The sequence below is a fragment of the Nocardia exalbida NBRC 100660 genome (assembly GCF_000308575.1).
Lineage (GTDB): Bacteria > Actinomycetota > Actinomycetes > Mycobacteriales > Mycobacteriaceae > Nocardia > Nocardia exalbida.
Window position 1 is genome coordinate 66,848 of sequence record NZ_BAFZ01000023.1, and the last position, 10,038, is coordinate 76,885.

General features: G+C 64.1%; 14 protein-coding genes. 8 read left to right on the forward strand and 6 right to left on the reverse strand.

What is annotated here, in order from left to right:
- Nucleotides 1-55: 55 nt before the first annotated feature.
- From ON29_RS35590 to ON29_RS04585, 4 genes are all read right to left on the reverse strand, one after another.
- Nucleotides 56-430 (reverse strand): hypothetical protein, encoded by a 375-nt coding sequence (locus tag ON29_RS35590; protein WP_157172649.1) that lies wholly within the window; start codon nucleotides 428-430, stop codon nucleotides 56-58.
- A gap of 227 nt (nucleotides 431-657) precedes the next feature.
- Nucleotides 658-1,470, reverse strand: a complete 813-nt coding sequence (locus tag ON29_RS04575) for a cytochrome P450 family protein (protein ID WP_157172650.1) — start codon at nucleotides 1,468-1,470, stop codon at nucleotides 658-660.
- A 323-nt stretch (nucleotides 1,471-1,793) separates the two neighbouring features.
- Nucleotides 1,794-2,351: a DUF8020 domain-containing protein gene (locus ON29_RS04580; RefSeq protein WP_505777037.1), complete on the reverse strand. Its 558-nt coding sequence runs from the start codon at nucleotides 2,349-2,351 to the stop codon at nucleotides 1,794-1,796.
- Nucleotides 2,320-3,012, reverse strand: a complete 693-nt coding sequence (locus ON29_RS04585; RefSeq protein ID WP_245548821.1) for an NAD(P)H oxidoreductase — start codon at nucleotides 3,010-3,012, stop codon at nucleotides 2,320-2,322. The genes ON29_RS04580 and ON29_RS04585 overlap by 32 nt, the downstream gene beginning before the upstream one ends.
- A 132-nt stretch (nucleotides 3,013-3,144) precedes the next feature.
- Between ON29_RS04585 and ON29_RS04590 the strand changes: the two genes are divergently transcribed.
- The 6 genes from ON29_RS04590 (at nucleotide 3,145) to ON29_RS35595 (ending at nucleotide 7,071) form a co-directional block, all read left to right on the forward strand.
- On the forward strand, nucleotides 3,145-4,080 hold the full coding sequence (locus ON29_RS04590; RefSeq protein WP_040864869.1) for an AraC family transcriptional regulator: 936 nt from the start codon (nucleotides 3,145-3,147) through the stop codon (nucleotides 4,078-4,080).
- A gap of 105 nt (nucleotides 4,081-4,185) precedes the next feature.
- Nucleotides 4,186-5,475: a Fic family protein gene (locus ON29_RS04595; protein ID WP_040864870.1), complete on the forward strand. Its 1,290-nt coding sequence runs from the start codon at nucleotides 4,186-4,188 to the stop codon at nucleotides 5,473-5,475.
- Nucleotides 5,476-5,604: 129 nt separating this feature from the next.
- Nucleotides 5,605-5,919: a WXG100 family type VII secretion target gene (locus tag ON29_RS04600; protein ID WP_040864871.1), complete on the forward strand. Its 315-nt coding sequence runs from the start codon at nucleotides 5,605-5,607 to the stop codon at nucleotides 5,917-5,919.
- A gap of 10 nt (nucleotides 5,920-5,929) precedes the next feature.
- Nucleotides 5,930-6,211, forward strand: a complete 282-nt coding sequence (locus tag ON29_RS04605; RefSeq protein ID WP_040864872.1) for a WXG100 family type VII secretion target — start codon at nucleotides 5,930-5,932, stop codon at nucleotides 6,209-6,211.
- Between the two features lie 143 nt (nucleotides 6,212-6,354).
- On the forward strand, nucleotides 6,355-6,762 hold the full coding sequence (locus tag ON29_RS34450) for a HEAT repeat domain-containing protein (protein ID WP_040864873.1): 408 nt from the start codon (nucleotides 6,355-6,357) through the stop codon (nucleotides 6,760-6,762).
- Between the two features lie 114 nt (nucleotides 6,763-6,876).
- On the forward strand, nucleotides 6,877-7,071 hold the full coding sequence (locus tag ON29_RS35595; protein WP_157172651.1) for a hypothetical protein: 195 nt from the start codon (nucleotides 6,877-6,879) through the stop codon (nucleotides 7,069-7,071).
- A 187-nt stretch (nucleotides 7,072-7,258) separates the two neighbouring features.
- Here ON29_RS35595 and ON29_RS04620 read toward each other — a convergent pair whose 3' ends face one another.
- Together ON29_RS04620 and ON29_RS04625 are read right to left on the reverse strand one after the other, a co-directional pair.
- Nucleotides 7,259-7,465, reverse strand: coding sequence for a DUF397 domain-containing protein (locus ON29_RS04620; RefSeq protein ID WP_083863236.1), 207 nt, complete (start codon nucleotides 7,463-7,465; stop codon nucleotides 7,259-7,261).
- Nucleotides 7,455-8,354 carry a helix-turn-helix domain-containing protein gene (locus ON29_RS04625; RefSeq protein ID WP_040864895.1) on the reverse strand — a complete coding sequence of 300 codons (900 nt, stop codon included), beginning with the start codon at nucleotides 8,352-8,354 and terminating at the stop codon, nucleotides 7,455-7,457. The genes ON29_RS04620 and ON29_RS04625 overlap by 11 nt, the downstream gene beginning before the upstream one ends.
- 755 nt (nucleotides 8,355-9,109) lie before the next feature.
- Here ON29_RS04625 and ON29_RS04630 point away from each other — a divergent pair.
- Both ON29_RS04630 and ON29_RS04635 read left to right on the forward strand, forming a co-directional pair.
- Nucleotides 9,110-9,649: a hypothetical protein gene (locus ON29_RS04630; protein ID WP_157172652.1), complete on the forward strand. Its 540-nt coding sequence runs from the start codon at nucleotides 9,110-9,112 to the stop codon at nucleotides 9,647-9,649.
- On the forward strand, nucleotides 9,646-9,855 hold the full coding sequence (locus ON29_RS04635) for a hypothetical protein (RefSeq protein WP_157172653.1): 210 nt from the start codon (nucleotides 9,646-9,648) through the stop codon (nucleotides 9,853-9,855). The genes ON29_RS04630 and ON29_RS04635 overlap by 4 nt, the downstream gene beginning before the upstream one ends.
- Nucleotides 9,856-10,038 lie beyond the last annotated feature (183 nt).

Consider the following 10,038-nt stretch of genomic DNA (forward strand, 5'->3'; position numbering starts at 1 on the left):
CGCCGTGGGAACCCCGGCGGCGTGGTGGGTTTCGAATGCAGTTGGATGAGATCCGTCATGGCCCGACACCAGTCGATCGGTCAGTTCCCTCGATCGACGCTTCTGGAAATCTCGGGGTGTTTCGCCGTAGCGTGCCTTGAACGCGCATTACCGTGTCGTTCATTTCAAAGGTGTTGACTCCCCCCACAGCCCGCTGCGGCACGACCAACCAGTAGTCTTTACCGCCCTGCCGGGTGTGTGACGGGGTCCGCCAGGCTAGACGCTCGCTGCGTTGGTCGAAGCGCAGGAGAGTGTGCGCAACAGTGTCCTGAACGGTGGCGCGGATCCACCAGTTGCGGGGATCACGATACCGGGACTCGGACGGCAGAAAGCTGTCGCTGAGTGCTTCCCACTCGTCGATGTCTTTCGTAACAAGCTCGGTGTACATCATGATGACGCCTTGGCGGATGTGTAATTCGGGGCTTCACGATTCAACATCACCTCGGAGGACCTGTAGCTGTTCTGCATATCCCGTCGTGAGAAGGGGACAAGCGGGAAACGCTGCGAACGATCGGTGTGACCGACGCTCGATCGCAGCGTCGGTCATGAGCGTCACTCCGGTCGGCGACGGACACATCGGGTCTCGCAGAAGCGCAAAACTCCCCGGCTGTGCCGAATTCACTCTGCACTACGCGCTGGGTTCCAGCAGGGCGGGAAGTGCGAGGGGCCCGCAGGTGATGAAATTCGGGCCGTAGAACTGGGTGGGGTCACCAGCCAGGCCATGAGCACCAACCACAACATGTTGACCAGTTCGTCGTCGGTCAAACCGTTCGCTTCGTTGGCCTCCAGCAGGGCGGAGGTGAGGTCGTCGCCGGGTGTGCGCCGTTTGCGGTCGAGGAGTTCGGCGAGGTAGCCGAGCATATCCGCCATCGCGGCCTGAATCTCGTCGCCCGAGCTCAGATGCGACATGACCGTGGACGCCCAGATCCGGAATTGTTGTTGTTCGGACGCCGGTACACCGAACAGTTCGCCGATCACCCGCACCGGCAGGGGAGTGGTGTAGCTGGAGACGAGATTGATTTCGGCCTCGTGGTTGGGAATATCGTCGAGGAGTTCGGTGGCGATCTGCTGGATTCGGGGCTCGAGCGCGGCGACTCGGCGAGGGGTGAACGCCTGGCTGATCGTTCTCCGCAGCCGTCGATGGTCCTCACCGTCCATGTTGATCATGTGATCGATATCGGTGAGCGCGCGCAAGGGCCAGTCGGCTGGAATCGTGCCGTCCTGCAGCGCCGGACAGTTGCGCGGATTCTTGCTGAAGACGGTGCCGTCTCCGGCGAGGATTTCGCTCACCGCTTTGTGGCTGACGGCGAACCAGGCCACGACATTGCCGGGCAGTTCGATCGGAACGATCGGTCCACGCCGACGGATCCTGTCGAAGGTATCGAAAACCAACTCGCCAGCGGTAGGCAGCTGAGCGACGGGCTCGGTCATGATGTCTCCCATGGTGCGTTCGGTCACACACGGACACGGCTGACGTGTGCCCGCCCAGTGTCGGCCGCAGCGACACACCGAACGACCGGAACCGGGAATCGCTGCCTCACAACGAAAGTGCGACGCAGAAGAACAAACGTGGGAGCGAGATGTGCCAAGACCCTGCTGGGATGCCCCGGCAGGTGGAATCCACGGGGTGGTAGGCCAGGAAGTGTGGACTGGCGCAGCGGGTGATCGGGTTGATACCACGAAGGGCGCCGCGGCGGATCGTCTCCGCCGCAGCGCCCTTCCCGACTTCAGCTCAGCAGGTCAATCGCTGACCGTCAGGGCAGCACCTGCGGGATGACATCGGGCGCGACCGTACCCACGAGCGCGCCGATCACGGCACCCAGGATCGCGGTGGTCACCACGCCGACCACGGCGCACAGCGCGTAACCGACGACGAAGATCGCCAGGGTTGGAATGCAGGTGATGAGGGCGGCGACCGCACCGACGCCCGCGCCCGCGGCCGCGCCGTTCATCACCGGATCCGGGTACTGCGCGCCCGGATCGGTCGCGATGTCCTTCAGCTCCGCACCCGTCGCCGCCGAGACTGCGGGGGTCGTCACCGACAGCGTGCGGCCGTCTTCGGACACCTTGGCATCCAGGGCGATGGTGGTGCCGGACGGCGTGGCCAGCGTGCGCGGAAGTTCGGTGACCGCCGCGCCGGCCTTGTTCACGACGACCTTGATCGAGGTCTCACCGAGCTGGAACGTGCCGACATCCAGCGTGGCGGAGACCGTGCTCAGGTCCGGCGTGACCGTGGTGTGGTAGCCGATGTCCGCGGACGTGCCCGACGTCGAGATCTGTTCAGGCCGAAACCCGGTCGGCGGCGAGGAAATCGTCGACGAAGTTCAGCGCCCGGCTCTCCAAGTCCGCGTAGTGGGCCTCGCGTGCCGCGCCGGTGAGGGCCTCGTCCAGCAGCAGGTTGCCCGCGGCATCCAGGCGCTGCCGCTTTTCCTCCGCGCCGGGCAGCAAGCCCACCGATGACTGCGTGAGACCGCAGTAGTAGGCGATACCTTCGTCGAGTTGCGCGCTGAGCGCATCCTGCATCGGTCCGACGAGCGCGTCGTCGTCTGCCACGCCCGCCAGGCCCAGCCACAGCATCCGCTTGCCCGCGAGCCGGGGTTTGCTGCGGCCGTAGGCGAATCCGTAGTTCCACACCCGATCGATCCAGCCCTTCAGAATCGCCGGGACCTGCATCCAGTAGACTGGGAACACCGCGACGATCACGTCGGCGTCGAGGATGCGCCGCATATGGCTCTCGACTTCGGGGGAGTAGGCCTTCTCCCGGTTGCCCCATTCCGGGAGGTCGGCGGCGGTCATCCGGGGATCGAAGTTCTCGGCGTGCAGGTCCAGCAGGTCGATCCGGTAGCCGACTGCGGTGAGCCGCCGGATGGCCAGTTCGGCGATATGAGCGGTCAGCGAATCGGGCCGGGGATGGGCGACGACGACCAGCGCGGTGCGGGTGATCGCGGTGTCCACGGTCGGGTTGTGCGGCAAGGTGGCCTCCACTGTGGGTCCGGAGTTCCGGACGATCGGTTGTTCGGTCCGGATTTCATTACATACCCTGACCCATGGACGATCTATGGGTGAAGATCTACATCTGATAGGAGTTCGTCTACCCTCGATGGTGTGGATCCTCTGAGCAAACTGCTGGGCGGTATACGCGCCGAGGGAGCTGTGCTCACCACCGCGGTCTTGGAAGCACCGTGGAGCATTCGATTCGCCGACGAGGCGCCGTTGATCATGGTCACCGTGCTGCGCGGTGCGGGGACACTGCTGCTGCCGGGCGGTCTCGAACGTCGGATCACTATGGGGGACACCGCGATCGTGCGCGGCCCGCAACCGTTCGTTCTCGTCGACCACGCCGATACTGTCGACCTGCCGCACGAGGAATACGAGGTCGCCTGCTTCGCGCCGGACGCGAAATGCGATCCCGCGCTCGATCGCGGTCGCTGGGAGAACGACCCCGCCGGTGCGACGGCTCTGATCGTGGGCGCCTATCGGGCGTCCGGCCGACGCCACGAACGTCTGCTGCGTGCTCTACCGCCCGTCCTGGTGGTGACCGACGATGTGGAAGTGTGCGCGTGGATGGAGTCGATCGCCGTGGATGCGTCCCGGCGTCCGGCCGGCGCGCAGGCGATGATGGACCGGCTACTCGACTGGGCGCTGGTCTGTACGCTGCGCGACTGGTTCGAGGAACTGGACGCCGACGCGCCGGGGTGGTATCGCGGGCCGGCCGATCCGGTGGTCGGGCCGGCGTTGGAGGCCATGCACGGAAAGCCGTCCGCCGGTTGGACGGTCGCGTCGCTGGCCGCCGAGGCGGGGGTGTCCCGTGCGTTGTTCGCACGGCGGTTCTCCGAGGTCATGGGCCAGTCACCCCTGGCGTACCTCACCGAATGCCGGATGGACGAGGCCGAGGAACTGCTGGCCGACCGGAGTCTCACGATGGCGCAGGTGGCGAAGGCCGTCGGTTATGCGGACGCTTTCGGTTTCAGCGCGGCGTTCAAGCGCCTCCGAGGTATCCGCCCCACAGATTTCCGCGCCGCCACCGGTGTCGGCGCGTGAACCTGGTCGCACCGCTTCGAGACCGATTCCAGCGCGTTCTCGATCCGCAGTAACCGAGCGGAGTCTTATTTAAGGTTATCTGTTAACCTTAAATAAGGAGGCCTCATGGCAAAGTTTGCGCAGCGGCGGTGGGTCGGCAATCTGGATGGCGGAGGCCTGTCTCGCCGAGATCGTGGTTCCGGCACGTATCGGGTGTATCTGCCCGATCCGTTATCCGGTCGCCGCGTCATTTTGACCAGCGAAACCGCAGCCGACGTCGTCGATGCGGAGGTGGCGATCACCCGTCTCGATACGGAGGCGGCGGCGCTGGTCGAGACGGAAGCGCTGTCTCGTTTGCTGCTGCGCGCCGAGGCCATCGCATCATCCAGGATCGAGGGATTGGTAGTCGGTGCACGTCGACTGCTGCGCGCCGAAGCGGCGCGCCAGCTCGAGGGGGAATCATCGGATGTGACGGCCGCTGAGGTGCTGGCGAATATCGACGCCATGGCTGTGGCCGCCAATGCGGTTGGCCGGGGGGAATCGATTACCGAAGATGTCCTGCTCGAGATACATCGACGGTTGCTCACCGGCACCAGGCTCGCACAGCACGGAGGATGTTTCCGAGATGTGCAGAACTGGATCGGTGGCAGCTCCTTCAATCCCTGCTCGGCCACGTTCGTACCACCACCGGCGGAACTCGTACCCGGCCTGATGAAGGACTTGATCTCCTTTTGCAATACCGAGGATCTGCCCGCTGTCGCACAGGCAGCCATCGCCCACGCGCAATTCGAGACGATCCACCCGTTCATCGACGGCAACGGCCGAACCGGTCGTGCGTTGATCCATCTGATACTGCGCCGTCGCGGCGTAGCTGAACGCGTCGTCGCGCCCGTGTCGCTGATTCTTGCGACATGGAGCGACAGCTACATCGACGGTCTGACGCGCTTTCGGCACGTCGGCGCGTCCGATTCCGAGCAGGCCACCGACGACCTGAATATTTGGGTGGCGCGTTTCGCCGCCGCCTGCACGCGTGCGGCGCAGGACGCTACCGAATTCGAGATGAAGGCCGCCGATCTGCAGAAATCTTGGCGGGATCGAGTGGCGCCGGTGCGGGCGAACTCCGCGCTGGACCTGCTGCTCGGCAAGCTGGTCGGAGCTCCGGTCCTCACCGTCGGCACGGCGGCGGCACTGATCGGCCGCAGTTTTCCCGCCACCAATGCCGCTGTGCAGCGTTTGGCCGACGCCGGAATCCTCCGCCAGCTGAGTGTGGGTCGCCGCAACAGGGCCTTCGAGTCACCTGAGGCGATCACCGCTTTCACCGCCTTGGAACGGCGCCTTGCCAGCCCGGACGGTGACACGCGAATATCCGATCCGGCACGGCCGGTGCCGTCGAAGAAGATGCCGCCCGGCCGTTGACCGACGCCCGCGGCCAGCGGTGACAGAGGTGCGCGACAGCGTGGGCGGATGCCAGTTCCGATGAGTGACGGCGCATGTGCGACTGGGGTACATTTTCTGAATCATCCGCTGGTAGAGGGGGACAGAGGCGTGACGGGGGAACAGTCATCACTGTCGATCGACACCGCTGAGGTCAAAGCACTGGGACGCTTGGCGTTCGAGGTTGCCACTCAATGCCGGGACGGATACTCCACATTGGAGACCGACGTGCGAGAGATGTTGGAGAGTTGGACGGGGACCAATTCCCGCGCTTTCACAGTCGGATGGGAGGAGTTCCATCAGGGCGCAGTGCAAGTCTGGGATGCGCTGTTCGAGCTGGCGGGGAAGCTGGGCATCACCGCAGCAACCGTGCGTGGCGCCGATCAATCATTCGCGGCGGGCGTCAGCTCGCTCGATCTGCCCTGAGGGGGAGCGTATGTCCGACGCAGAGGCATTCTCGGTCGATCTCGACAAACTCGAAAACTTGGCCGCCCGGATCCGAGGCTTCGCGGGGTTGCTTTCCGACCAGCTGGCGGCGATCGACCAGAAAGTCAAGGAAGTCGACGCCGCGTCGGCCGGTGCGGCGATGGCGGCCTACCGCGAAGCGCACGACGAGTGGTTGGCGGGAGCCACCGACATCACCGAAGGGCTCACGGCCCTGGAGGAAGCCGTGAAGCTCGCCCATGATGGCTACACCGGCGCTGTCGCAGAGGCTTGAGGATCCTCGGGGTATGACGGCTCTGGCTGTCGATCCGAAGGCTTACTACCAAGCGGCCACCAACTGCTTGGTTACGGCCAGGCAGGTGTCCAAGCGGCGAGGATGAGCCCGGGACATCGAACGAGATTACGGACAGGAGCGGTGTGGAACTAGCGCGTGTGCTGGCTGATTCGCACTCGGCGGACTGGAAGGTCCGTGAGGGTGCGGCTACCGAGCTCGGAAAATTGCTTCCATCGGAGCAAGTGATCGAACGACTGGCTGAACTTCTCGGTGACGATGATATGGCGGTAGAACTGGAGGCAACGGAGGTTTTGGCTCGTTTCGGTGGCCGTGCCGGACTCGTGGCCATCTTGGGCGAGTTGGGGAGACGTATCGACGATCCCGACTCGGACTATATTGCCTACCGTCTGCAAGAGTTGCAAACCATCGGTCGCATACCGATCCTGCAGGAGGCTCGTGAGATATCCATTCAGTCGCTCTCGCCTGAAGTGAGCGAAGGAATAGATCAAATCGAGCAGCTTTTCGGCTACGTGGCTCCGAAGAGTGAGTAGAAATTCGCGCATCTCTGATCTGTATCCGGAGGACAGCTACGGCCTCGGTCGATACATCTAGCTCGGAGCCTCTCCTGGAGACGGCAATGGGTGGGAGCTATGGAGTGTCGGTGCGTGGGAAGCAACAGGCTGATTTCCGATGGCTATAACCGGATGCCCGAGTTGAGCATTGCTGACAGCGAGATCGGCTCCACTGAGATCTTCAGGGCGCGCATGACCGAAAGTGGCAGACGGCGGTTGGGGGAGCTGGGCGATCCGTATGAGAACTATGGTGATCCCTGGGCGGACGATCCCTACTTGCATGCGTGAGAAGGTGGGATGCGGAGTTGCTTCTGCGGTTGCAGGTCGAGACGTCGCATCGGAGGGATGCCCGATGACGCGTCATTGCGGCTGGGGCATGTTCTTCGCCACTTGGCAATAGCCCCTCGATCATTCGCTGAAGTGGGCGACAGCATCGAGCCCGGCAACGCGAGGGTGGGTGCCGGGCCCGAGGGGTTCAGTGGCGGTTGAATTCGCCGTCTTGGGTTGCGGTCAAGAAGGTGTCCCATGCGCCGGGGGTGAAGGTCAGGGCCGGGCCGGTTGGGTTCTTGGAGTCGCGCATGCCTACCGTGCCGTCGTTCAGGTGGGCGATCTCTACGCACTGGCCGTTGGAGGCGCTGTAGCTGCTCTTGAACCAGCGGGCTCCGGATAGGTCAACGGTCACCGTCATAACTCCTTGCTACCCGGCGGAGCAGGTCTCGCGAGGTCTTCTCGTCCAACGCCGTCTGGCGGATGGCTTCGGCCATCTCAGTGTAACGCCGTACTATTTCAGGCCTTTCGAGATAGAGATCGCTGCTCATCCCGCCGTCCAGATAGACGACCGGCGGTTCGATGGGCAATCCCTTGCTGTTGGTGCCGAAGTCCAAGAGAACGAACGAACCGTGCAAGATGCCACGCGTGTATCCGGCCGAGTACGGGTGAATGCGCAGCGTGACGTTCGGTCGAGTGCTGACATCGGCCAGGTAGCGATGTTGGTTGGCCATCACCTTCGGTCCGCCGACCATCCGGTACAGCGCGGCTTCATCCAGAAGCACGTGAAGGTCGACGGGGCAGGTCTTCCGGGTGACAGCCACCTGCCTGTTGAGGCGAACTCGCACGCGTTGTTCGATTTCCTCGGCGGAACCATCGTGCAGGAACGCGCCGATCAAGGCGCGGGCGTAGTCAGCGGTTTGCAGCAGTCCGGGTACCTGGACTTCGTAAGACGTGAGCCGCCGCGCCGACCGCTCCATCCCGACGTACATGTTGAACGCATCAGAGAAGAGTCCGCCGAGCGGAGTGATGCCGTCCTCGTCACGAGCCGTCGCCGCACGCGACGCCAGTCCCACCGCCTGTTCGGTCTGCTCGGCGTTCACCTCGTAGAGCATGCACAGCTCGCGCACGTCCTGGCGGCGCGGCTTCACCGCCCGTCCGGTTTCGAGGCGTTGTAGCCCGTTGAAGCTGAGTTGAACTTCGGTCGCGGCGACGGCGATCGTCAGGCCGCGGCCTTCCCGCGCCTCGCGCAGAAATCTGCCGAGCTGGCGGCGCAGCAGCGTCGGCGACTCGACTTCGGTCATCGGCATTCCCCCAGATGAATGAATCCAGCACTCGGTCTGAACTGCATCCATTGATACACCGAAAGTCGATGCTGTCCTGGGCTTTCGGAGAAGTTGTCGGGAATACGCGAATCAGGTCGAAGTGGGCGGTGCCCGGCTGGTGTGCTGTGCGTGCGCCAGGCCGCTGAACAGGACTTTCTCGATGCCAAGCGGCAAGCATTCCGCGATAGGGCGCACTTCCGACTCACTTGACGGCAAGGGAAAACCATGCAGGAAGGCTTCTTTCGGGACACTCCCACCACCAGGTGCGCGTTCTACCGCCGTATCGGCGGACTCGCCGCAGGCGTGGACCCGCACACCGGACGCATCACGGTCCCGGCTGGGAGCGTATGGGGCTTGGGGATGGCGGCGTATCTCGGCCACGAGGTCCGCGAAGAACTCCGGCGGCGAGGAAGCGCTACCGGGCCGATCGTGTCGTACCCGAGATCGCGCAGCTGGGTCTTTCTCGTGCGCCCCGATCTCCCGGACTCGACCGCTGTGTTCGCCCAGTTGTATCGGGCTGGTGTCACGGTTTACGGCCATGGCCGCGTGATCGCGTTGCCGTCACCGGCCGATCGCCCTCCTGCGGTACGGCATTGGGTCGAGCCGCCTCGGGACTGTTTCCGCCCCTCGGCGATGATGGTGGTCGCGGCGATCAGCAGATGCCTTCCGCCGCGAGCGATCAACCTGTCCGCCCTCGGTCTTCCCGGAGTATCCACGTGGGCCAGGGGAGTTCGGTGACAACCGATCCGCGAATTCATCCGAGCGAATGCCGATTCCTAGAACTTCGCCTGCCCGGCACCCGCGCCTTCTTCGATATCTTCAATTGCCGCATCGAGCCTGCGGACGCGCTGATGGTGTCGGCCGTGGGGCTGCTCGGCGTGTGGGTGCGGCATTACGAGAGCCGCAAGCCCGCTCGTCCGATGGACCGACAGCTCGCCTATTTGATGGACCTGCATATCTGGGCGATCGACCGATATGTGGAAGACATGCTCGAAGCGGCGGGGCGAGAGGGTTACCGGCCTGCCGCGGACGCACAGGAGATGCATTACTCCTACGGTGAGATGGTCAGCTTGCTCACCGCGGATTTCGTGCGCTGCCGTCGAGAGGAACGGCAACCCGGCGGAATCACCGAGGACCAGGTGCTCCACCACGTGCGGCACTGGGACGGGTTCAACGCCATGATCGAAGCCGTCGCCGCTGGACGGGTGCGATTGAGGATTCCGCGCACCGCGCAGCCCGTATCGGCCGCTGCACCATGCGACCCGGCGACGTGACCACCCCGCGTCCGGAGGAGCCCGATGTCCACCTGCGCGTCCTGCTCGGCGACCTGAGTCTGGACTTCGCCGCTTGCCACACCGCAGCCGTGCGATTCATCCGAGAGTGGCGCGCCGTACGCATCGCTGCCGACCTCATCGTTGTTCCTGGCGATACCGCCTGGCTACCCCGTTTGCCCTGCGAGCGCCTCTACTTACATCCGTGAAGACGCTCGCATCACAAGCTGCGGACTAATGCGCATGGGGCCGCGAGTGGGGGAGTGTCAGAACCTTTGTGGGTGAGGGCGATCGGTTCTGATTCTACTTTTCGGTGTGGTCTGTGATGCGGTCGCCGTAGATCAGGGCGAACTGCTGAAGGGCTCGTTTCCAGCCGGGGGTGTGCCCGACGA